The organism is Pseudomonas sp. s4, from assembly GCF_046764235.1.
In the GTDB taxonomy this organism is placed as follows: domain Bacteria; phylum Pseudomonadota; class Gammaproteobacteria; order Pseudomonadales; family Pseudomonadaceae; genus Aquipseudomonas; species Aquipseudomonas asiatica.
The window spans coordinates 4,918,537-4,938,428 of sequence record NZ_CP177209.1 but is presented as its reverse complement, the minus strand read 5'-3'; the positions used below and the strand labels follow the sequence as shown (position 1 = coordinate 4,938,428).

The following is a 19,892-nucleotide window of genomic DNA, read 5'->3' as shown; positions in this document are numbered from 1 at the left end:
CCCTACGTCAAGACTTTGGTTCGGGGCACTCTTGGCCCCGGGCTGAGCGATGCCAGCGTACCGTGCTGCGCATTTCCGGACTTCCACCGTCCCATCACTTGAGGTAGCAAGCAAGATGGCCAAGGCCGCCGATGTCGTTGTGCAATGCCTGGAAAACGAAGGTGTCGAGTATGTATTCGGTATTCCCGGTGAAGAAAACCTCGATCTGCTGGAATCCCTGCGCAAGTCGAAGATCAAGCTGGTACTTACCCGTCACGAGCAGTCCGCAGGCTTCATGGCTGCCACCTATGGTCGCCTGACCGGTAAGACTGGCGTCAGCCTGTCGACCCTCGGCCCTGGCGCCACCAACCTGGTCACCGCCAGCGCCTACGCCTACCTGGGCGGCATGCCGATGATGATGATCACCGGCCAGAAGCCGATCAAGAAGTCCAAGCAGGGCCGTTTCCAGATCATCGACGTGTGCGGCATGATGGACCCCATCACCAAGTACACCCACCAGTTCGCCTCCGCCGACAACATCCCGGCCCGTATGCGCGAAGCCTTCCGCCTGGCCGAAGAGGAGAAGCCGGGTGCCGTGCACCTGGAGCTGCCGGAAGACATCGCCGCCGAGCAGACCGAAAGCCTGCCGATTCCGCCTAGCCTGAGCCGCCGCCCGCTGGCCGAGCACAAGGCCATCGAAGCCGCCGTGGAAAAACTGCAGAAAGCTCGCAACCCGATCCTGGTGATCGGCGCCGGCGCCAACCGCAAGATGACCGCCAAGGTCCTCAAGCAGCTGATCGACAAGACCGGCATCCCGTTCATCACCACCCAGATGGGCAAAGGTGTGGTCGACGAGCGCCACCCACGCTTCCTGGGCAACGCCGCACTGTCGTCGGGCGACTTCGTGCACCGCGCCGTCGAAGCCGCCGACCTGATCGTCAACATCGGCCACGACGTGATCGAGAAGCCACCGTTCTTCATGGTCCGTGGCGGCACCGAGGTCATCCACATCAACTTCCGCTCCGCCGAAGTTGATGCCGTGTACTTCCCGCAGGTGGAAGTGATCGGTGACATCGCCAACGCCGTGTGGCAGATCAGCGAAGCGCTGACAGAAACCACACACTGGGACTTCACCCGCCTGATGGCGATCCGTGAAGCGAACGAAACGCAGATCGCCGAAGGTGCCGACGACAACCGTTTCCCGGTCTATCCGCAGCGCCTTGTGGCCGACATCCGTCGCGTGCTCCCGTCCGAAGGCATCGTTGCCCTGGACAACGGCATCTACAAGATCTGGTTCGCCCGCAACTACAAGGCGCACAAGCCAAACACCGTACTGCTGGACAACGCCCTGGCGACCATGGGCGCCGGCCTTCCATCGGCCATGGCCGCGCATCTGGTACACCCGGACCGCCCGGTGATCTCGGTTTGCGGCGACGGCGGTTTCATGATGAACAGCCAGGAGCTGGAAACTGCGGTACGCCTGGGCATGCACATCACCGTGGTGATCCTGCGTGACGACGGCTACGGCATGATTCGCTGGAAGCAGGCCAACATGGGCTTCACCGATTTCGGCCTGGACTACGGCAACCCGGACTTCGTCAAGTACGCCGAAGCCTACGGTGCCAACGGCCACCGCGTGGAAAGCGCCGAAGGCCTGCTGCCGCTGCTGGAGCACTGCATCAAGACCCCTGGCGTGCACGTGATCGACTGCCCGGTCGATTACAGCGAGAACGACCGCATCCTCAATAGCGAGCTGCGTGAGCGCGCGCTGGCGGTGTAAGGTGTAACGGCTTTATTGACATCAACCCGGCCACCACAGATATCTCCCGATCCTGTGGTGGCCAGTTGGTGCTAATTAACAACCTCCTCACGCATCTCTTGATTGATCATTCTCATGTTCCCAACTCATTGAGAACACGAGACCATGACCATCGGCTCAACACACAACCATCCTGCTGATCTGGCTATCGAGCCATCCCTGTCCGTAAAGCCGTGGGCTGCGCGTTACCCTAACCCTCCTGATCTTTGCTTTGATTATCGCCGTCTACTCGAACAAGAGGGCGGAGTTGCATACGCCACTCAGCCGGATCACCGGATATGTATTGTCGGTGCTGGTGTTACCGGGCTAACTGCAGCCCGAGAATTGCTACGTTGCGGCTTTACCCGTATCACCTTGATCGAGCAGTCCCGACGTGTGGGTGGGCGTCACCTTACGCTGGTGAATAACGCAGGAAATCACAAGCAACCTGTAACCCCTTTTGAAATGGGGGAGCAACGTGGCTGAACCCATATCGCCTTATATCGATACCTGAAACATTCGCATACAGCGTTGGATGACTGATCGAAACGCGCTTGGCTGCGCAAAGTTGTATCGGGCTGGGACCTATTACGATGCAGTGAGCCTGATGAAGTACAACCGTGATCTGAGTGCCAGTTCAGGGTTGTATCTGGCTGGAGAGTCCTTCTCTGTTGACGCCGGCTGGACCGAGCCGTGTTTACGCACGGCGCTTGATGTGGTCATCAACCTATGCAACAGAACATCGGCATCGTTCAATGGTGGCTTTACCCTGAACCACTACCCACGTTATCAAGCTGGGAAATAGCTGCATCCGGGAGTTTTTGTGGGGAATTTCCTACTGGAACACTTCTCTTGTCCTTCGATCCCATAGGAACTCCCCGACTGTCACTCCCCCGCCCAACCCCGCTTTACTGGCGCCCTTCCAAAACAACCATAAAAGGAAGCCGCCATGTCTGAACACTGCACGCCCGTTAGCCCCGTACGTATCGCTGTCATCCAGTACGACCCTCAGGTCGGGCTGGAGCATTGCGATGGCAACCTGAGCAAGGGCCTGGCATTGGCCCGGTGCGCGGCGCGTGAAGGCGCCAACCTGATCGTGCTACCCGAGCTGGCCAACACCGGCTACACCTTCCACACGCGTGCAGAGGCCTATGCCCATGCCGAAACGCTGGAGGAGGGGCGCAGCCTGAAAGCCTGGGCGGATTTCGCCAAGGAGTACCAGGTATATCTGGCTGCGGGTTTTGCCGAACGCGAGGGACTGAAACTTTTCGACAGTGCCGCACTGTTCGGTCCGCAAGGCTTGCTCGGGCATTACCGCAAGGCGCACCTGTGGAACCAGGAAAAGCTCTGGTTCACCCCTGGTGACCTGGGCTTCCCAGTGTTCGAGACACCGATCGGCCGTATCGGCCTGCTGATCTGCTGGGATATCTGGTTCCCGGAAGTGCCGCGGCTGATGGCCGCGCAAGGCGCCGACATCATCTGCAGCCTGAACAACTGGGTATGGACGCCACCACCGCTGTTCGATGAATCAGGGCGCTGCATGGCGTCCTACCTGACCATGACGGCGGCACACGCCAACAACGTCTACATCGCTGCCGCCAATCGCATAGGTAGCGAGCGGGGCGGTCGCTTCCTGGGCTGTTCACTGATTGCCGGTACCAATGGCTGGCCCATCGGCGAGGTGGCCAGTGCAGAGGAGGAGGGCATTCTCTACGCCGATGTCGACCTCAGCAGCGCCCGCTCGGCGCCGATCTGGAACAGCCTCAACGACCTGCCGCGAGACAGGCGTACCGACCTTTACGATGCGACGCTTGGCTATCGCCTTCATGCACCTATGCCCCGCTGAGGAGTTGCATATGAAAACGCAACTCTTCCCCAACCGGCAGCGTTCGTCGGTGTTGATCCTTGCCTGCCTGGTGGTGCTGCTGGCCGCCAGCCTCGTACAGGGCCAATGGCCGGACTACACGCAATTGGCAGCGACGCTTGATCAGCCGCTAAGCCGCTTGCGTTGGATAGTTGGTGATATCAGCGAAGTGGCCTTCTATAAGCACGAGTTGCCCGCCCTGGGCTTGCTACTCGGAGCTTGCCTGGCGCATTGGGCCCATGTGCATGGGTATCGCTGGCACGGCTTTGCCATCTGCTACGGCAGCGGACTATGGCCGTGGGTGTTCACCAGTTCGCTGCTGGGCTTGTTGCTCAGTCACGCGTTGTGGGGATGGACCTTGGCCAGTGGCACCTGGCAACCAACCTTCGTTGCTTTCGTATCGTTGCCAGCAGCCATGGTGCTGTTGTTTGGTGCGGGTTGGCAGGTGACCATCACCGGCGCACTGCTGGGAGCGCTGTTGGTAACGCCAGCCAGCCTGTTCATGGTCAATTACCTGTGCTACCCCCTGCAGTTGCCGGTGGTAGTCGGCAACGTAAGCGGCATGGCGCTGGCAAGCGTGGTGGCGTTCATGCTGTGCTGGCGCTTTCCATCATGGGTACGGCCCAGTCAACCGCCCGCCGCACCTGAGCCCGTTGCGGCCCAACCCGATTACGGTGTGGCCTGGACCTTGCGGCGTGTACTGGCCGATTTCAGCGAAGCGCCATTCTTTGGTAATGAACTGGCCAGCCTCGGGCTGCTGCTGGGGGTATTCCTGGCATACATGCTGGCCCCCGCTGCGCCAGTCTACGGTTCGCTGCTGCTGATACCGATGGTTGCCGGGCAGACGCTGGCATCACTGGTGGGAGTCGTGTTCTGGCGTCGCCAATGGCAGGCGCGAGGCTGGTACCCCACTTACATTCCCATCGTCTCTATCGTACCTGCCGCTGTGCTCACCCACGGAGGAGGCTGGCAAGTGGTCGTAGCCAGTGCAGTGCTCGGCGCGTTGGTAGCGCCACCGTTGGCAGTGGCCATCAGTCAGCGCTTGCCGGCCTACATGCATGGTTACATCGGCAATGTAGTGTCGATGGCCATCAGCACACTGGCGATCGTTCCGCTGGTCGGGCTGCTTGCTGGAGGTGGCGTATGAAAGCGCATGCAAAACTGCCCAAATTGTCGATTGCCAGCCTTGGAGGGACGGTGAGCATGCGGGCAAGTGCGAGCGAATGGGGGGTGATGCCCAAGCTTGACTGCGATGAACAACTGGCCAAGTTGCCGCAACTGCGTGAGATGGCCCAGCTTGAAGCTGCCACTCTGGGTCTGCTCCCCAGTGCCTCGCTGGGCTTTGCGGCGATGCTCGAGGTGCTGGCCTGGGCCCGGGGCGAGGTGGCTCGCGGAGCACACGCGGTGATACTGACACAAGGTACCGACAGCCTCGAGGAAACGGCGTATTTCCTCGATCTGCTCTGGCCGTTCGATGCGCCATTGGTAATGACCGGTGCCATGCGCGCGGCCAGCCAGCCGGGCAACGACGGCCCGGCCAACCTGCTGGCTGCGGCGCAGGTTGCACTGGCGCCGGGCAGCCGTGGACGCGGCGTTCTGGTACTGATGAATGATCAGGTCCACTGTGCTGCAAGGGTTCGCAAGACGGCAAGCCTCGCGATGGCTGCATTCGAATCGCCCGGGTGTGGAGCGCTGGGCGATGTTGTGGAAGGTGCCGTGGTATATCGTCAGCCACCTGGCCCACGAGAGGTGCTGCCGTTACCGCATCGCACCGAGCACCGGGTTGCAATGCTGGAAGCGTGCCTGGACGCAGATACGGCGTTGTTGAAGGCTACAGCGGCACTGGGCTACGAGGGGCTGGTCATCGCCGGTTTTGGTGCCGGCCACGTTTCCAGTAGCTGGTCCGAAGTGCTTGGCCATCTCGCGCCTACCTTGCCAGTGATTGTTGCTACCCGCACAGGCAGTGGCCCAACAGCCACGGCCTCTTACGGTTTTGCCGGTGCCGAGATCGATCTGCAGAGCAAGGGGGTACATATGGCGGGGCAGTTGTGTCCGCGCAAGTGTCGCATTCTGCTATGGCTGTTGATCGGAACTGGCAGGCAGCAGCTGCTGCATGGCTGGTTGCCACGTTAAGCAATCTGCCCGCAAAGCTGTAAGCGCGGGCAGCCCTTCGGGCGTTGCTGTGCTAGGGTGCACACACTTTTGCTTCCCAGGATGTTCACCCATGCTCCCCGCACTCAGCGAAAAAGAACTCGACCGCCTCGAAGACCTGCTGATCACCTACGGCAATGACTACTCGGTACTCAACCTGGCCGAGCTCAATGGCTTTTTCACTGCACTGGCCAGCTCACCGACCACTGTCACCCCGGAACAGTGGCTGCCCGCGGTGGCTGGTGGCAAGGTGCCGAAATTCAAGAAGCCGGCGCATGAGGAGGCGTATACGGCATTGATGCTGCGCTATGCCAGCCAGGTGGCGGAGGAGTTGGGGGACGACGTCGATCACTTCGAGCCGCTGTTCGAGGAAAGTGAAGGCGAGGCAGGCACGGTGGTCGTGATGGAGGAATGGTGCTTCGGCTATATGCGCGGCACCCAGGTCGCTGGCTGGGCCGAGCTGCCGCCGGAGCAGGACCAACTGCTCAAGGCCATTTCGCTGCATGGGCTGGAGGACAACTTCGAGTTGCTGGACCAGATGAGCGAAGCGGATATCCAGTCCTGCGTGCCTCAGGTGACCGAGGCAGCACGCAGGCTTTACCGTTACCACCGGCTGCAGGATTGACCTCTATGAGTAACCCCATCACCGACCAGGAGTTGGACGAGCTGGGAGAGCTGCTTTTCAAGTATGGCAATGATGACGCGATACTTGATGTCAGTGAACTCGATGGCTTTGTGAATGCCCTATGCAGCTCGCCGCATATGCTGCCACCAAGTGAGTGGCTGCCGGAGGTTTCCGGCGGCAAATTGCCTCGGTTCAAAAGCAAGGCCCAGGCTCAGCGCTACACGGATTTGATCATCAAGTTTTACAACACCGTCGCGATCATGCTCAGCGAAGCCACGGATGAGCTGAATCTGTTCTTTGAGGTCAGAGATACTGCGCAGGGCGAAATTGTAGTGCTTGAAGAGTGGTGCTTCGGGTACATGCGGGGTGTTCGTTTGGGACGATGGACAGAATTACCTGCCCATCTTCAAAAATATCTCGACGCTATTGCCTTGCACGGTTCGGAGGAAAATTTTTCCGTCCTGGACAAGATGAGCCTCGAAGAACACCAAGCCACTGTGCCGTTGGTGGTAGATGCTGTGCATGTTCTTTACCTCTACCAACGGCAGCAGCGATTGGGCTGATTTCTCTGATTTAGCAGGGACCTGTGGGAGCGACTTTAGCCGCGAACACCGGCGCAGCCGGTGCCAGGCACCGCGTTGGATTCTTCGCGGCTAAAGCCGTTCCCACGGGAGGGTGTAGTGCTTTTGGAGCGGGCTTGCCCGCGAGGAGGCCAGAAGCCTGAGTGCATTATTCCGCTCCGCGAAATTATGGTTTCCCCGCCACACGGATTCTGCTGCCAGCCGAACCGGTGCAGCATGTGCTCCACCAGCCCACCCCGGTGCTGATCAGGAGCCAAGCCAATGTCGAACCCGATCAAGCTTTACAACTTCCCCAAGTCCGGCCACGCCCATCGCATCGAGCTGATGCTTTCGCTGCTGAACCTGCCCACCGAGCTGGTGTTCGTCGACCTGGCCAAAGGCGCGCACAAGCAGCCGGACTTCCTGGCCCTCAACCCGTTCGGCCAGGTCCCGGTCATAGACGACAACGGCACGGTGATCGCCGACTCCAATGCCATCCTGGTGTACCTGGCCAAGAAGTACGACAACGGCACTTGGCTCCCCGAGGAGCCCGCTGCCGCCGCCCGCGTCCAGCGCTGGCTGTCGGTCGCTGCCGGTCCGTTGGCCTTCGGCCCTGCTGCTGCGCGTCTGGTCACGGTGTTCGGAGCCTCGTTCAACACCGACGAAGTGATTACCCGCGCCCATACCCTGCTGAAGGTGATCGACGCCGAGCTGGCCAAAACGCCCTTCCTGGCCGGTAGCACACCCACCATCGCCGATATCGCCAACTACTCCTACATCGCCCACGCACCGGAGGGCAATGTGTCGCTGGAGCCCTATGCCAACGTACGCAGCTGGCTGGCGCGGATCGAGGCGCTGCCGCGCTTCGTGCCCATGCCACGCACCGTGATCGGCCTGCAGACCAGCGCCTGATATCCCGCCACTGCGAGGAACGCCGCCATGCAACAGAACCCGGACCACCACTCCTCGCCCTGGCATGCGGGGGAGAAGACCCTGCAGGAAAAAGCCGGTGTCTCGGAGCGCATGGAGGCGTTCGGGCAGAAGGTCATTCGTGACTACATGCCCGACCAGCATCGTATTTTCTATCACCAGTTGCCGTTCATGGTCGCCGCCAGCGTGGACGCACTGGGGCGGCCCTGGGCAACGCTGCTGGAAGGGCCGGAAGGTTTCGTCAGCTCGCCGGACCCGCGCCAGCTGACGATCGACACTCAACTGCCAGCAGACGATCCCGCCACCCCGGGGCTGGCTGCCGGGCAGGCGGTCGGCCTGCTGGGGATCGAATTGCACACCCGCCGGCGCAACCGCCTCAACGGCCAGATCCACCAGGCCGGCGACGGGCAACTGCAGGTGACTGTGGAGCAGTCGTTCGGCAACTGCCCGCAGTACATCCAGCTGCGTGACTACACCCGTGTCGCGGAACCCGCCCAAGGGCGTGTCGATGCGACGACACTCGATGCCTCGGCTGTCAGCATGATCCAGGCAGCCGACACCTTCTTTGTCGCCAGCTATGTCGAGCATGTCGACGGCCAGCGTTCGGTGGATGTCTCTCACCGTGGCGGGCGGCCCGGGTTCATCAAGGTCGAAGGCAATCGCCTGACCATCCCCGACTATGCTGGCAACCTGCACTTCAACACCTTGGGCAACCTGCTGGTGAACCCGCAAGCAGGGTTGCTATTCATCGATTTCAGCAACGGCAACGTGTTGCAGCTATACGGGCATGTCGAGTTGCTGCTGGACAGCCCCGCCATCCAGGCGTTCGAAGGCGCCGAGCGCTTGTGGACGCTGGAGGTCGAGCAGGTGGTGCGGCGCCCGGCTGCCGTTTCCCTGCGTTGGGCCTTCAAGGAGTACGCCCCGACCAGCCTGATGACCGGCACCTGGGCCGAGGCCGACATACGTCTGCAGCAACGCCAGCGGCAGCGCCAATGGCAGGCCTGGCGTGTGCTGCGGGTGGAGCAGGAAAGCCGTGAGATCCGCTCGTTCTACCTTGAGCCTCCTGCTGGCAGTGCGATGGCCTTTGCGCCCGGGCAGCATGTTCCGGTGCAAGTCCAGCTCGACGGTGAGGCGGCGCTGATCCGCACCTACAGCCTGTCCAGCGCGCCTTCCGACGGTTACCTGCGCATCAGCGTCAAAGCCCAGGGTCGGGCCTCGCGGCACCTGCATGAGCACGTCGTGGCAGGCGATGTGCTGAACGTGCGCTCGCCGATGGGCAGCTTCACGCTGGACCAGCAGAGTACGCGGCCGCTGGTGCTGATCGGCGCGGGTGTGGGTATCACGCCGTTACTGGCCATGCTGCGCGAGCAGTTGAGCAAGGGGCAGGCACGGCGCATTCATCTGTTCCATGGTGCGCGCAGCCTGGCCGACCTGCCGTTCCGTGAGGAGCTGGCAAGTTTGCGGCAACAGGCCGGCGGCCTGCTGCACGTGTACTGCGCCCTGAGCCAGCCGGAAGAGCATGCGCTGGCGGGGCGTGATTACGAGTTTGCCGGTCGGCTGGGTATCGAGCAGGTCAAGGCGACGCTGGCGCTGGACGACTACGATTTCTACCTGTGCGGCCCAGGCAGTTTTACCCAGGACCTGTATGAAGGGCTGCGTGGGCTGCATGTGCCGGATGCGCGGATTCATGCCGAAGCCTTTGGCCCGTCAACGCTCCGGCGGCACACCGACGATGACCAGCCCACCCTGCAACAGCCGCCCGCGGCCAGCGAGCCGGTGCCGGTGTACTTTGCGGCTTCGGCCAAGGAGGCGCGCTGGGCGCCTGGTAGCGGGACGCTGCTGGAGCTGGCCGAGGCTCGCGGATTGTCGCCGGAGTTCAGTTGCCGAGGTGGGTCGTGTGGTACCTGCAAGACACGGTTGGTCAGTGGCCGGGTGCATTACCCGAATCCGCCGGCGGAAATGCCGGAAAGTGGGACTGCGCTAATCTGTTGCGCGATACCGGCGCGGGTGGAGGAGGGAGGGCAGGCGTTGGTACTGGATATCTGATATGCCTTTACCGACTCATCGCCGGCAAGCCAGCTCTCATAGAACAACACATGACTCATTGGTTCGGCGAGGTTCTGTAGGAGCAGCCTTGTGCTGCGAAGAGGCCGGGGCTGACAAAGCCTGTCTACTGGCTGTACCGGCCTCTTCGCAGCACAAGGCTGCTCCTACAAAGGACGCGTCAGACGAGCGATATTGGTTCTCTGCGCGAAAGCGCAGCCCAAAGGGCTGGGCAATCTCCCACAGGTACTCCACCGTTGCCGAAACCTGTGGAGTACCTGTGAGAGCTGGCTTGCCGGCGATGAGGTCAGAACAGGCAACACAAAACGCCCAGATGAAAGATAATCCCGGCACTTCATAGCCTCCCAGGAACCCGCATGGACCAGATCCACCTGATGAAGGTGTTCGTCGCCGTAGGCGAGCTGGAAAGCTTCGCCGCCGCTGCCCGCCGTCTGGACATCTCCCCTGCCGCAGTCACCCGCGCCGTCAGCGCCCTGGAGGATCAGCTGGGGGTCAAACTGCTGCTGCGCACCACCCGCAGCGTACGCCTGACCGAAGCCGGTGGCCGCTATCTGGAAGACACCCGCCATATCCTCGCCAGCATCAACGAGGCCAACGAAGCCGCCGCCGGCATCAACGCCACGCCCAAGGGCGACCTGGCCGTCACCGCGCCCATCCTGTTCGGCAAGAAGTTCGTCATGCCGTGCATCGTCCACTACCTGCAGCAGTACCCCGAGGTTGACGTTTCCGCCTACTTCCTCGACCGCATCGTCAACATGGTCGAAGAGGGCATGGATGTGGCCGTTCGTATCGGCCCCTTGCCCGACTCCGGGCTCAAAGCACTGCGGGTGGGCAGGGTACGGCGCATGCTGTGCGCCTCTCCCGAGTACCTGGCGCGCCACGGCGTGCCGAAGCACCCGTCCGACCTGGCGGGGCATGCGGTGATCGGCACCACCAACCTGTCGCCGCGAGCCGGCTGGCGTTTCGGAGTAACCGATGAACCAACGTTGGTGCGCATGAAGCCTCGCTTGACGGTGACCAGCAATGACGGGGCAATCGCTGCCGCCAGCGGCGGGTTGGGCATTGCCCGCCTGCTGTCGTATCAGGTAGCGGATGAGGTGGCCAGTGGGCAGTTGCAGGTGATCCTTGCCGAATACGAAGAGGCGCCGTGGCCAATCCATATACTGCACCGGGAGAGCAAGTACGGTTCGGCCAAGGTCCGCGCCTTCATTGACATGCTGGCGCAGGCGCTGAGGGCTCGGCAGCTGGACTGATTCAACCGAGCAGGGTGAATGTAAAGCAACCTGGGCACTGCTGTTCCAGCCACTCCTTGGCGCGTTCGCTCAGGAAATACCCACGATAGACATCCCCTTTGAATAAATCGGCTTGCTCGTCGGCCTTGAGCACCTTGAGATACTGGCCGAGGTCGGCAGGGTCATGCTGCGGGTCCTTGAGCAGGTAGAGCTTGCCCACCACGAATGCCTGCCAGTACTCCGGCATACGTGCGGCAAGCTCAGGGTCATGGGGCAGGGAATCGATGATCCAGGTCGGCTCGCCTTCCAGATCGAGGTATTCGGTAATGGGTTTGCTGGTATCCCAGTGCAGCCAGTCGATGTGCACGATATGGGTCTTCTCCAGGTGCTCGTAACGCCCGACCCCCTTCAGCCCGCTTTTTTCCAGGGCTTCCTTGACCGGCTGGGTGAGCACCAGAGAACCCGAACGTATGTAGGCGGCCGGGGTATACGGGCCGGCGCGCTTGATGCTGTCTACATCGGTATCTTCGTCCCAGGCGATCATGCCCTGGACCAGTGCCGCGCCCCAGTCTCCCCAAGGCGTTGGCGCGTTGTCTAAATGGTAGATATTCATACCAGGCCCCGAGATCTTGCCGTTCGTGCCGTAGCTATGTTCATGGGCGGACCTTGATCCTGGCTGGTCATTCAGGCGAACTGAATGAAGAAGAAACCGGCGTCGTCGCCTTGCTTGCCACGGCGTGCCTGCATGTCCACGAACAGATAGCCGTTACCTTCGCCGAACAGCCCCGCATGCTGAGGGCTGGCTTCGGCCACGTCAGCATCTATCAGTTGCATCATGAACATGTAGCGCGTTGGTTCGTAGATCGGGTCCTGCAGCCAGCAGGGCCTACCGCTGGGTTTGCTCAGGCCGATCCCGCTGTCCTCATCCTGATGTTCCTCGTCATGCTCTTCGTCAGTCATTTCTTCGAAATCTATGAACGCTCGCTCCAGCAGCAAAGGGGGATTGGCGGGTTCCAGTGGCTGGCTGGCGAGTTCATGCAGGATGACCCGGGCAAAGCCGCTACTGAGGACGTTCAGCAGTTCGGCTTGTTGATTGACCGTATAGCGACGCTGGAGAGGGCGGCTGAAACTGCCATCCTGATGTTGCTCGACGGCGAGGAAAACCGTGATGGCCATGCCGGGTGGGACAAACATGGCCGGTTGGAAACGCTCGCTCAGGGTCAGGATGGGCGTCATCAACATGCCGGTTTCCGGGTTTTTCGGCCACAAGGAGAGGTCCTTGAGCAAAGCCGCGCCACCGATCTGGCCGAAGCCGCGATCTTGTTGGGACAAGAGGATTTTCTTCATGGCTGGTAACACCCTTTGCGCTTGCGGACGACTTGGCGTAGCGACTGGTAGTCCGCGATTTCGGTTACCACTCGAACAGCCCTACGAAGTTTTTCTGGTCCACAGGGCCGCTTGAGCAACTGGCGCCACGTGCCAGGATGGAAGGCTCGAGGCGGTTGCCCATCTGGCGAACAGCCTGGTACTGGCTATCGCAACGTCCGGGCAGCGACAGGGCTGGCTGCACATGGCTGACAATGATGATCTGCACACCATTGAACTGTTCCACGCGAGGCTTGCCTCCATCCCTATCCGGGCTGAATTGGCAGGGCCAGGGCATGTCCAGCTCTAGCAGTGATGCATCGGAGCTGCGCAGTGCGCAACGACCTTCGTGGTTCACAAGTGCAAGCTTGTGCCCGGCAAGGATAACTTCAGGCCCCGCATTCGATGACGGGGCGGGCGCATGCGCGCATGCATTCAGGGCGATTGCAGCCAGCAGCGTCGGCAGGGCTTTGGACACACGCTTCATTTCAGTTCCCCAGAACCGGCCTGCGGGAACAGCGGTGAGAGTAACGGCGATTCATTCACCAGAATTCGATCTCCTATCGGCCCTGGGGAGGGCGTGTGCCTGTGCGGAGTTGTTAATGTGCACAGGTGCGAAACTTACATAAAGTGCCAAAGTGATATCGCGCTGGCAGGCACTTCGAAGTCGGGTTTTATGGTTTATTCATTCGCAATTGTCAAGGTAAGCTAGCCGCGCTCTACGGTTTTCAAGGACGACAGTGCTCACTCATATGAATGGATCGAAGTTTCAAAAGGGTCAGGAACTGCAAAGATTTCTTTCCCGCTATTTCGGCGTTTTCATCGCCGAGTTCCAGCTGTCCTGCTTTGCCATTGGTGGCAGTGTTTCACTGGTGTTCTCCACCTGGCTGCGCAGCCCGGACCAGTCGCTGTCGGTGCTGGCCCTGGCGCTGGCATGCACGGTGAGCGCCGCTTCGCATATCGCGCTGGTGCGTGGATACGCCTGGGGCCTGCGGGGGCTGATCGGCCTGAACGGGCTGGCCGTGTTGGCCGCGCTGCCGAGCTACGCTTACCGGCCGCACATGGGCGGCTACGTCTCGGTTTTGCTGTTCGGGCTGCTGGCCTTGCTGGTCATCAATACCCAGCGTTACCGGGAAATGCGCGTGCGCCTGGTCGGCTACCGGGACATTCGCAGGGCCAACCGGCAGGCGGCGAAAGCTGCCAAGTAACATTTTTGCTGGTGTAGCGAGGCTTCTGTATGAATGTGCGCCGCGCGGTGTATGGCACCGGCTGCGCCGGTGTTCGCGGCCACGGCCGCTCCCACAGGTACAGCGTAAGCCCGGAGCCAGCGCAGTACCTGTGGGAGCGGGCAAGCCCGCGAAACAGGCGACGCGGTGGATGGCACCGGCTGTGCCGGTGTTCGCGGACCCGGCCGCTCCTACAGGTACAGCATTAACCTGAAGCCAGCGCAGTACCTGTGGGAGCGGGCAAGCCCGCGAAACAGGCGACGCGGTGGATGGCACCGGCTGTGCCGGTGTTCGCGGCCACGGCCGCTCCCACAGGTACAGCATTAACCTGAAGCCACCGCAGTACCTGTGGGAGCGGTTCACCCGCGAAGAGGCCCGCCCAGGCAAACCCGCCGCTTAAACCCCATGCAATCGCAGCGCCCGCTGCGCACACTCCCGCCAACTCAACTTCGGCTGCTCTACTGGCGGCAGCTGTTGCACTTCCCCAGCCAGCACCACCGGCATATCCCGCATCCTCACCCAAGGCTCACTCTGCCAATACAACAACGTCGCGCTCTGTCCCCCAGGCCAGCACATCTGCCCCAGTCGCGGGACATCTTCCACCCCGTCTTCCTGCCGATCACGCAACACCGCCACCACCTCATGCGTCAGCCACCAACGCAGATGCCGGTTCTCCGGCACATGGTGATGCGCCAACAAGGTATAGGCCCCGGATTCGCTGACCATCGTGGTTTCCTGGTACTTGCCATAGCGCAGCAACTGCACGGAGCGGTACTGATCCGGGTCGAGTTTGCGCATGCAGTGTTCGTCGTAGAAGTGACCACTCAGCCGGCCGAGTTCGTGGGCGCAAAACCAGGCTTGGGATTCGAGCCAGAGGGTGTGGAGGGGGCGGTTGTGGCGGGTGAAGAGGGTGGGTGTTTGAAGGTCAGTCATGACTGGCCTCCTTGATCCTGAGCGCTATGAGCGGGTAGTGCGTGAATGCGAGCGCTCTTTGAATAGATGCTTTAGCAGGCATAGCCGTTACCTCAATCTGTTGTCAGCTTTCTTAGGGCTGGGTGTCGGGAGCTAAGAAACCTCACACAGCAGGCCGGACGTATTCCCCTTTCGGGTCTTGTATTAGCCCACTCCCGACGTAACAGAGTGTTTCGTGCGTGCAGTAGTAGACCACAGGCATGAAAAAGCCGCATCTGTCGGGAGCGGGTTCGCCGCTGTGTGGAGGCGTTTCCTAGGCGCCAGATTGGAAATCTATGCGCAGCGTTTCAGACCGTCAACTAAAAGGAGGGTAGGAAATTTCGGAAACTTCGCGGTTTGAGGGGTAGACAGCAAGCGCTATGAAAAATTAACCTAATGGCATAGTGATGGCTGTGGTATGAAAGTAATTAAAATTATGAGGTTGATCTTTGATTTATAGGTAAAGGGGTATGAGGGAATGTGAGAGAGGTATATATTAGATCTTTAGTATTTTCTTTGGGAGAGGGCAATGTCGGGCTTTCTACATGATTCGATTGAAAAGTGGCTTTCGCGTAAAGTTCCCTTGAGGGGTAGTCAGAATTGCTTTGATTATCCAGTTGTTTTGAGTACTGATATTGGGCTCAAAAGATCTCAAAATCAAGACAGGGTTGCAATGCTCAAGATCGGAGCTCCGAGTGGTAGTCCTGATTCTGCTTTAGTTGCTGTCGTAGTTGCAGACGGTATGGGTGGTATGTTAGATGGTGACAAGTGTGCTGATGTCGCTGTATCTACGTTTTTTAGTTCGCTTGTAAGATATAATTTATATAATTTCGGCTCACGGATAAGGATGTCTTTTCTCGAGGCTAACGATCGCGTTAATGCTTATGCGAAAGGAAGTGGTGGGGCAACTTTTACAGCATTTATAATAAATGCTGAGGGGCGCTCAATTATAGCGCATGTGGGGGACTCAAGAGTCTATGAGTTTGGTGGTGGAGAGAAAACTAAACGACTCACGGTCGATGATTCCCTCGAAGAAGCTGTTGGCGGGCATGGCCGAGATCTTCTCCAATTCATGGGGATGGGAGAGGGTATTTCTCCGCATATAATTGAGGTTTCTCCTAGTGTGCGCAGCTTGGCGATAACTAGCGATGGCGTGCATTATGTTGACTCTAAAACATTTGAAGATGTACTTTTTTTTGCACCTGATATTAAGTCGGCGGTTGAGCGAGTGTCTGCATTGTCACGCTGGTGTGGTGGCCCTGACAATGCGTCAGTAGCGATGATTGACGTTTTATCTCTTATGTCTAAGGTTTGCGAACCTACCGATGACAGTGTTCAGGTGTGGGATGCATTCGGACAGGCATTTTTCGATAATCCTTCAGTTGCTTTAGGATCTCTTGCAAATCTAAAGACACAGTTGAAAGCCTATGAAAAAAATAGGGGAGTTGAAAGCGAGCGCAGTCAAGGTACAGCAAAATCAAAGCGCCCTCGTCGCATCAGGGACTTGAAGACGGATTCTAACTCAGAAGCTAAGGTCGATATTGAAATCAAGACCGGCACAGTCTCGGGAGATAAAGATGTTGGTGGCCAATAGGTATGAAGTTTCACCGAGTTCTGCTGCTGGAGGCATGGGGGAGGTATTTACTTGTCTCGATACTCACCTGCAAAGACTTGTGGTGATAAAGCGGCTTCAGGCAGGAGTAGAATCAAGACGGATTCTGGATGAGCAAAGAGCGCTAGTGGGGTTGCGTTCAAAAAACGTTGTGCAATTGTATGATGTAGTGAATTTGACTGATCGCGGCATGTCGGAAACGGGTATTGTACTCGAGTATATTTCCGGTGAAGACCTATGTGCCGGCGAGTTTGCGATTGGTCGTGAGTATATTTATGCGCTTTGGCAAATTGCATCAGGGCTTTCTGATATACACGAAGCTGGAATAATTCATCGTGATATAAAGCCGGAAAATGTTCGGTTGGACTCTGAGGGTGTTTTCAAAATATTTGACTTCGGATTGTCTAGGTTTAACGATGATGCGAAGACGAATAGTATTGTTGGAACTCTTGCTTATATGGCTCCAGAATTATGGGGTAGTAAACCTATAAGCTTTAGTAGCGCGGTGGATGTATATGCCTTTGGTATCATGTGCGTTTCTTTGATTCACAAAGACTACGTTTCTTTTTCCAAAATCCGGGGCCGAAAAACGGATCGGGCTACAGTTGAAGGGCTTCTTGTAGGGCTTCATGCTGAAATCGTAGAGGTGTTTGTAAGATGTCTCAAAGATAAGCCAGAAGATCGACCTAGCATGAGGGAAGTCGTGAATGTGTTATCACGGCACTTACTAAAGGACCGTCATAAGGCTTTGGTCGTAATGGGGCGCGAGGTCCATCACCTCGATAGTAATAACTCGAAGATAGAACTTACTGCAAAAGATATTGGCGGTATTGCCATTGCATATGATGGTTTCGAATTTAAGGTTCTATCATGTAGTGGGGCTGTATACTTAAATAATACTCCAGTGAAAGAAGGGAGCTTGGTTCCGGGCTGTTGTGTTATTACCTTTGGTGTGCCGGGAAATAGAAGATTTGTCACATTTGATGTTTCGAATCCGGAGGTATCTGTATGACATCGTTAGTAGCGGATCGCTACGAAGTTATTAGGGCGATCGGAAAGGGAGGGATGCAGGACGTTTTCTTGGCGAAGGATAAAGTCCTTGATAGTGAAGTTGCTCTTAAAACACCTCAGGCAGGGCAGGCGGTAAAGAGGTTCAGCAAAAGTGCAGTGATTGCTGCAAAGGTTAATCACCATAATGTAGCTAAGACATTAGATTATATTGAGGAGGGTGGGAAGTTTTATCTAATTGAGGAGTATGTTCCTGGGCGAACACTTGAGCAAGTTCTTAATGAGTTTGGCGTCATTGATCCACATTTGGGAGCTCGAGTATTCTTTCATTTGGCTAAGGGCGTTGCAGCGTCTCATCATGTGGAAGTAATTCATCGGGATTTGAAGCCTAGCAATGTGATTGTGGAGCCAGGTGTGAATTTGCACCAGCTTAAAATTACAGACTTTGGAATTGCTACGCTTACTAAAGAAGTTTTTGATGAGGCAGCAAAGGATGGTGATCTAACGAACTCTACATCAGGCACTATTCGCGGGGCCTTACCTTACATGGCTCCTGAAATGATGTTTCGTAAACCAGGCGATCATCCGGGTAAAGAGGTCGATATTTGGTCGCTCGGGGCTTTAATGTTTAGGGTTTTAACAGGGCTATATCCGTTTGGTGTCTACCTTGAGGCGGCGGTGAACGTAAAAACAGGTAATCGCACTGCGTGGCCGAGCTTTATGACAAGTAATCCACAATATAAAATCTTAGCTGAGCAACTTCAGGGGTTGGTAGAGAAGTGTCTATGTAATGAGGCTTCTAAACGTCCTACCGCAGATGATCTCGTGGCGGAACTGTCCGATTTGTGCTTTATTTGTGGCGATAGATTTGAGGGTGAACTTGTTAATTTAATTCAAAATGGGTATAGCGGATTTTTGATGGGTAGTGATGGTCTTCAAACTTTCTTTAGTATGGAAAGTGTGTATGGGGCTAAAAAACCATCTAATGGCAATAAAAAGGTTTGTTATTCTAAATTCCCCGGGTCGCCTTATCATCGTAGTCATCCAATCATGGTGATAAATTGATTTGGTGAAATTTATGAGGTGGCAGTTCTAATTTTTAGAGAAGCTGCATCTCTAGTTTAGATTTAGGCGTGGTGCCTAACTGTTTGGCCTTGGTAGTATTTGGTGTTATGGGTTCTACCATCCGCAGAAAAAAGGCCACCAAATGGCGGCCTTTTCTATAAGCGTGGGTTCAATCCCAGCTCAACGCCCCGCCAGTCTGATACTCGATCACACGCGTCTCAAAGAAGTTCTTCTCTTTCTTCAAGTCCATGATCTCGCTCATCCACGGGAACGGGTTGGTAGTCCCTGGGTACTCTTCCTTCAGGCCAATCTGGGTCAGGCGACGGTTGGCGATGAACTTGAGGTAGTCTTCCATCATCGCTGCGTTCATGCCCAGCACGCCGCGTGGCATGGTGTCACGGGCGTATTCGATCTCCAGCTGGGTCCCTTGCAGGATCATCTGGGTCGCTTCTTCCTTCATCGCCGCGTCCCACAGGTGCGGGTTCTCGATCTTGATCTGGTTGATCACGTCGATACCGAAGTTCAGGTGCATCGACTCGTCACGCAGGATGTACTGGAACTGCTCGGCCACGCCGGTCATCTTGTTGCGGCGGCCCATGGACAGGATCTGGGTGAAGCCGCAGTAGAAGAAGATGCCTTCCAGTACGCAGTAGTAGGCGATCAGGTTGCGCAGCAGCTCTTTGTCGGTTTCGACGGTGCCGGTGTTGAATTCCGGGTCGGAGATGGCGCGGGTGTACTTCAGGCCCCAGGCGGCTTTCTTCGCTACCGACGGGATCTCGTGGTACATGTTGAAGATCTCGCCTTCATCCATGCCCAGCGACTCGATGCAGTACTGGTAGGCGTGGGTGTGGATCGCCTCTTCGAAGGCCTGGCGCAGGATGTACTGGCGGCACTCCGGGTTGGTGATCAGGCGGTACACGGCCAGGGCCAGGTTGTTGGCTACCAGCGAGTCGGCAGTGGAGAAGAAGCCGAGGTTGCGCATGACGATGCGACGCTCGTCTTCGGTCAGGCCGTCCATGCTCTTCCACAGGGCGATGTCGGCGGTCATGTTGACCTCTTGCGGCATCCAGTGGTTGGCGCAGCCGTCCAGGTACTTCTGCCAGGCCCAGTCGTACTTGAACGGTACCAGCTGGTTGAGGTCGGCGCGGCAGTTGATCATGCGCTTTTCGTCAACACGCACGCGGGCGCTGGAGCCTTCCAGCTCGGCCAGGCCTTCGGCGATGTCGAGGTCGTTCAGGGCAGCCTTGGCGCGCTTGACGGCGTCGGAGTCGTCGGCGGTGGCGGCACGGGCTTCCAGGGCGGCGGCACCACCGGCGCTGTCGAGCTTGTCGAGGGTGGCGGCGGCAGCGGCCTGCGCAGGGGTGTTGCCTTTGGCGGCTACTTCGCCGTCTTCTTTATCGAATTCGTCCCAACTCAGCATGGTGAGATGCTCCTGCTTGAGGGCCATCTATCAAGTATGGCC

At 58.0% G+C, this 19,892-nt stretch carries 18 protein-coding genes and 2 pseudogenes; 15 read left to right on the top strand and 5 right to left on the bottom strand.

The features are described from left to right. Nucleotides 1–115: 115 nt before the first annotated feature. The 11 genes and pseudogenes from ACK56M_RS22945 (at nt 116) to ACK56M_RS22895 (ending at nt 11,224) form a co-directional block, all read left to right on the top strand. Nucleotides 116–1,759 (top strand): acetolactate synthase large subunit, encoded by a 1,644-nt coding sequence (locus tag ACK56M_RS22945; protein WP_015271514.1) that lies wholly within the window; start codon nt 116–118, stop codon nt 1,757–1,759. 144 nt (nt 1,760–1,903) lie between these two features. After that, nucleotides 1,904–2,257, top strand: a pseudogene (locus ACK56M_RS22940) (FAD-dependent oxidoreductase); the annotation flags it as partial. Then, nucleotides 2,250–2,582 (top strand): annotated as a pseudogene (locus tag ACK56M_RS22935) (amine oxidase); the annotation flags it as partial. The pseudogenes ACK56M_RS22940 and ACK56M_RS22935, both read left to right, overlap by 8 nt. A 144-nt stretch (nt 2,583–2,726) precedes the next feature. After that, nucleotides 2,727–3,623: a nitrilase family protein gene (locus ACK56M_RS22930; RefSeq protein WP_054571840.1), complete on the top strand. Its 897-nt coding sequence runs from the start codon at nt 2,727–2,729 to the stop codon at nt 3,621–3,623. Nucleotides 3,624–3,633: 10 nt separating this feature from the next. Further along, the gene (locus ACK56M_RS22925; protein ID WP_085721559.1) at nt 3,634–4,788 is read left to right on the top strand and encodes a hypothetical protein; all 1,155 of its coding nucleotides are present in this window, start codon (nt 3,634–3,636) and stop codon (nt 4,786–4,788) included. Continuing rightward, the gene (locus ACK56M_RS22920) at nt 4,785–5,774 is read left to right on the top strand and encodes an asparaginase (protein WP_061304872.1); all 990 of its coding nucleotides are present in this window, start codon (nt 4,785–4,787) and stop codon (nt 5,772–5,774) included. The genes ACK56M_RS22925 and ACK56M_RS22920 overlap by 4 nt, the downstream gene beginning before the upstream one ends. 91 nt (nt 5,775–5,865) lie before the next feature. Further along, a complete protein-coding gene (locus tag ACK56M_RS22915; protein ID WP_100413306.1) occupies nt 5,866–6,417 on the top strand; it encodes a UPF0149 family protein in 552 nt (183 codons plus the stop codon). A gap of 5 nt (nt 6,418–6,422) precedes the next feature. After that, nucleotides 6,423–6,980, top strand: coding sequence for a UPF0149 family protein (locus ACK56M_RS22910; protein WP_085721556.1), 558 nt, complete (start codon nt 6,423–6,425; stop codon nt 6,978–6,980). A 279-nt stretch (nt 6,981–7,259) separates the two neighbouring features. Further along, nucleotides 7,260–7,889 (top strand): glutathione S-transferase family protein, encoded by a 630-nt coding sequence (locus ACK56M_RS22905; RefSeq protein ID WP_015271508.1) that lies wholly within the window; start codon nt 7,260–7,262, stop codon nt 7,887–7,889. Nucleotides 7,890–7,916: 27 nt separating this feature from the next. Further along, nucleotides 7,917–9,953: a pyridoxamine 5'-phosphate oxidase family protein gene (locus tag ACK56M_RS22900; protein ID WP_137137669.1), complete on the top strand. Its 2,037-nt coding sequence runs from the start codon at nt 7,917–7,919 to the stop codon at nt 9,951–9,953. A gap of 374 nt (nt 9,954–10,327) precedes the next feature. Next, nucleotides 10,328–11,224 carry a LysR family transcriptional regulator gene (locus ACK56M_RS22895; protein ID WP_015271506.1) on the top strand — a complete coding sequence of 299 codons (897 nt, stop codon included), beginning with the start codon at nt 10,328–10,330 and terminating at the stop codon, nt 11,222–11,224. Between the two features lies 1 nt (nt 11,225). Here the strand turns inward: ACK56M_RS22895 and ACK56M_RS22890 are convergent, their stop codons facing one another. The 3 genes from ACK56M_RS22890 to ACK56M_RS22880 form a co-directional block, all read right to left on the bottom strand. Next, nucleotides 11,226–11,816 (bottom strand): hypothetical protein, encoded by a 591-nt coding sequence (locus ACK56M_RS22890; RefSeq protein ID WP_170304005.1) that lies wholly within the window; start codon nt 11,814–11,816, stop codon nt 11,226–11,228. Between the two features lie 71 nt (nt 11,817–11,887). Beyond that, nucleotides 11,888–12,535 carry a hypothetical protein gene (locus tag ACK56M_RS22885; protein WP_223997998.1) on the bottom strand — a complete coding sequence of 216 codons (648 nt, stop codon included), beginning with the start codon at nt 12,533–12,535 and terminating at the stop codon, nt 11,888–11,890. Nucleotides 12,536–12,614: 79 nt separating this feature from the next. Further along, a complete protein-coding gene (locus tag ACK56M_RS22880; RefSeq protein WP_052329232.1) occupies nt 12,615–12,815 on the bottom strand; it encodes a hypothetical protein in 201 nt (66 codons plus the stop codon). A 505-nt stretch (nt 12,816–13,320) separates the two neighbouring features. Here ACK56M_RS22880 and ACK56M_RS22875 point away from each other — a divergent pair. After that, on the top strand, nt 13,321–13,776 hold the full coding sequence (locus tag ACK56M_RS22875; protein ID WP_015271502.1) for a hypothetical protein: 456 nt from the start codon (nt 13,321–13,323) through the stop codon (nt 13,774–13,776). Nucleotides 13,777–14,190: 414 nt separating this feature from the next. Here ACK56M_RS22875 and ACK56M_RS22870 read toward each other — a convergent pair whose 3' ends face one another. After that, entirely contained in the window at nt 14,191–14,727 is a 537-nt protein-coding gene (locus ACK56M_RS22870; protein ID WP_411959090.1) for a Bro-N domain-containing protein, read from the bottom strand. A gap of 547 nt (nt 14,728–15,274) precedes the next feature. Between ACK56M_RS22870 and ACK56M_RS22865 the strand changes: the two genes are divergently transcribed. Genes ACK56M_RS22865 through ACK56M_RS22855 form a run of 3 tightly spaced genes read left to right on the top strand, consistent with a single transcriptional unit; the run spans nt 15,275 to nt 18,430 of the window. Further along, a complete protein-coding gene (locus tag ACK56M_RS22865; protein ID WP_411959089.1) occupies nt 15,275–16,339 on the top strand; it encodes a PP2C family protein-serine/threonine phosphatase in 1,065 nt (354 codons plus the stop codon). Beyond that, the gene (locus ACK56M_RS22860) at nt 16,323–17,369 is read left to right on the top strand and encodes a serine/threonine protein kinase (protein WP_411959088.1); all 1,047 of its coding nucleotides are present in this window, start codon (nt 16,323–16,325) and stop codon (nt 17,367–17,369) included. The genes ACK56M_RS22865 and ACK56M_RS22860 overlap by 17 nt, the downstream gene beginning before the upstream one ends. After that, nucleotides 17,366–18,430 (top strand): serine/threonine protein kinase, encoded by a 1,065-nt coding sequence (locus tag ACK56M_RS22855; RefSeq protein ID WP_411959087.1) that lies wholly within the window; start codon nt 17,366–17,368, stop codon nt 18,428–18,430. Before ACK56M_RS22860 ends, ACK56M_RS22855 begins: the two co-directional genes overlap by 4 nt. Before the next feature lie 169 nt (nt 18,431–18,599). Here ACK56M_RS22855 and ACK56M_RS22850 read toward each other — a convergent pair whose 3' ends face one another. Beyond that, nucleotides 18,600–19,850, bottom strand: coding sequence for a ribonucleotide-diphosphate reductase subunit beta (locus tag ACK56M_RS22850; RefSeq protein WP_015271500.1), 1,251 nt, complete (start codon nt 19,848–19,850; stop codon nt 18,600–18,602). Between the last annotated feature and the right edge of the window lie 42 nt (nt 19,851–19,892).

What these genes read in the sequence shown, in the direction of transcription:
- ACK56M_RS22930 (WP_054571840.1), top strand. Translation starts at nt 2,727, where the DNA reads ATGTCTGAACACTGCACGCCCGTTAGCCCCGTACGTATCGCTGTCATC.
- ACK56M_RS22915 (WP_100413306.1), top strand. Translation starts at nt 5,866, where the DNA reads ATGCTCCCCGCACTCAGCGAAAAAGAACTCGACCGCCTCGAAGACCTG.
- ACK56M_RS22855 (WP_411959087.1), top strand. Translation starts at nt 17,366, where the DNA reads ATGACATCGTTAGTAGCGGATCGCTACGAAGTTATTAGGGCGATCGGA.
- ACK56M_RS22870 (WP_411959090.1), bottom strand. Translation starts at nt 14,727, where the DNA reads ATGACTGACCTTCAAACACCCACCCTCTTCACCCGCCACAACCGCCCC.
- ACK56M_RS22895 (WP_015271506.1), top strand. Translation starts at nt 10,328, where the DNA reads ATGGACCAGATCCACCTGATGAAGGTGTTCGTCGCCGTAGGCGAGCTG.
- ACK56M_RS22920 (WP_061304872.1), top strand. Translation starts at nt 4,785, where the DNA reads ATGAAAGCGCATGCAAAACTGCCCAAATTGTCGATTGCCAGCCTTGGA.
- ACK56M_RS22890 (WP_170304005.1), bottom strand. Translation starts at nt 11,816, where the DNA reads ATGAATATCTACCATTTAGACAACGCGCCAACGCCTTGGGGAGACTGG.
- ACK56M_RS22850 (WP_015271500.1), bottom strand. Translation starts at nt 19,850, where the DNA reads ATGCTGAGTTGGGACGAATTCGATAAAGAAGACGGCGAAGTAGCCGCC.
- ACK56M_RS22900 (WP_137137669.1), top strand. Translation starts at nt 7,917, where the DNA reads ATGCAACAGAACCCGGACCACCACTCCTCGCCCTGGCATGCGGGGGAG.
- ACK56M_RS22860 (WP_411959088.1), top strand. Translation starts at nt 16,323, where the DNA reads ATGTTGGTGGCCAATAGGTATGAAGTTTCACCGAGTTCTGCTGCTGGA.
- ACK56M_RS22945 (WP_015271514.1), top strand. Translation starts at nt 116, where the DNA reads ATGGCCAAGGCCGCCGATGTCGTTGTGCAATGCCTGGAAAACGAAGGT.
- ACK56M_RS22905 (WP_015271508.1), top strand. Translation starts at nt 7,260, where the DNA reads ATGTCGAACCCGATCAAGCTTTACAACTTCCCCAAGTCCGGCCACGCC.
- ACK56M_RS22875 (WP_015271502.1), top strand. Translation starts at nt 13,321, where the DNA reads ATGAATGGATCGAAGTTTCAAAAGGGTCAGGAACTGCAAAGATTTCTT.
- ACK56M_RS22910 (WP_085721556.1), top strand. Translation starts at nt 6,423, where the DNA reads ATGAGTAACCCCATCACCGACCAGGAGTTGGACGAGCTGGGAGAGCTG.
- ACK56M_RS22865 (WP_411959089.1), top strand. Translation starts at nt 15,275, where the DNA reads ATGTCGGGCTTTCTACATGATTCGATTGAAAAGTGGCTTTCGCGTAAA.
- ACK56M_RS22925 (WP_085721559.1), top strand. Translation starts at nt 3,634, where the DNA reads ATGAAAACGCAACTCTTCCCCAACCGGCAGCGTTCGTCGGTGTTGATC.